The organism is Thiolapillus sp. (assembly GCF_048562965.1).
Lineage (GTDB): Bacteria > Pseudomonadota > Gammaproteobacteria > Chromatiales > Chromatiaceae > Thiolapillus > Thiolapillus brandeum_A.
Map to the genome: position 1 here is coordinate 1 of NZ_JBHNMF010001101.1, position 887 is coordinate 887.

General features: G+C 56.5%; 3 protein-coding genes. 2 read left to right on the forward strand and 1 reads right to left on the reverse strand.

From position 1 onward, the window contains the following. Window positions 1-206: 206 nt before the first annotated feature. Together ACOCD2_RS22570 and ACOCD2_RS22575 are read left to right on the forward strand one after the other, a co-directional pair. Window positions 207-407, forward strand: coding sequence for a hypothetical protein (locus ACOCD2_RS22570; protein WP_419596307.1), 201 nt, complete (start codon window positions 207-209; stop codon window positions 405-407). Further along, window positions 391-549, forward strand: coding sequence for a DUF2202 domain-containing protein (locus tag ACOCD2_RS22575; RefSeq protein ID WP_419596306.1), 159 nt, complete (start codon window positions 391-393; stop codon window positions 547-549). Before ACOCD2_RS22570 ends, ACOCD2_RS22575 begins: the two co-directional genes overlap by 17 nt. Before the next feature lie 230 nt (window positions 550-779). On the opposite strand, the gene ACOCD2_RS22580 is transcribed toward ACOCD2_RS22575, so the two are convergent. Continuing rightward, window positions 780-881: a YgaP-like transmembrane domain gene (locus tag ACOCD2_RS22580; RefSeq protein ID WP_419626174.1), complete on the reverse strand. Its 102-nt coding sequence runs from the start codon at window positions 879-881 to the stop codon at window positions 780-782. Window positions 882-887: the final 6 nt, after the last annotated feature.

Sequence of the window (887 nt, forward strand, 5' to 3'; positions counted from 1 at the left end):
ACCTGAGAATGAGCAAGGTCAAACAGAAGGTGTCGGGGTGCTTCCGGACAAGAAAGCACGCCGAGGCCTATTGCCGCATCTCCAGTTACCTGCAGACCATGGCAAATCAGGGATACAATCTGCTGGTCGCCATTCAAATGGCCTTTTCGGGACAGCTCTACGCTGATAGGGGTGAGTAGTTACGTCACAAGCGTGTCTTCGGCCTCGTGATAGATTTTGGGACATCCCAGTCCCCAAAATCGACTCGGCCTTTGACAACCTATTGGTGCCCCAGCCGTCCTGGTCACCCAGCACTACGCAACAACTTCGCAAGCTCGTTGCTGCTCCGTACTTGTCTCCCAATGACTGGACACCGCGTTTGGATGCCTACTTTGCTTCCCCTCTGGCGCTATGCGCACGCCGGGTAAGCAGTGCGGCCTCGCGGCTACTGGGGTCTACCAGCCTTCGCTTCGCTCTCCATGGCTGGCAGCGATCGAGGAATCCGATAATCCGGACGTAATCCAGGCCTACGAGAATCTCATGCGTGGCTCCCGCAACCACCTGCGCTAGTTCGCATCTCAGATCGAAAGCCTGGGACTCATCTGTAAGGCCCAAATCATGACCCAAGAAGAGGTGGATGAAATCATCAACTCACCCATGGAGCGTGGTGGCCGGGGTCACTAATCTCTTTTCCCTGGAACAGCCAACATGCCCATGCCTCCCCTGAATCCCCGGGCTGAGGCTCCCCCCCCCAAGCCCCCGGTTCCGCCGGGGGCTTGGTTTTTTTTAACATTTTAGATTCAGCTGGGCACTCCAGCCTTTTTCAGCACGGCAGCAAGCGGGCAAATATTGGTCAGCGCGCTCTGGGCCAGGTTTGCACCCACAAACAGGGTGAGTATCACCCAGTA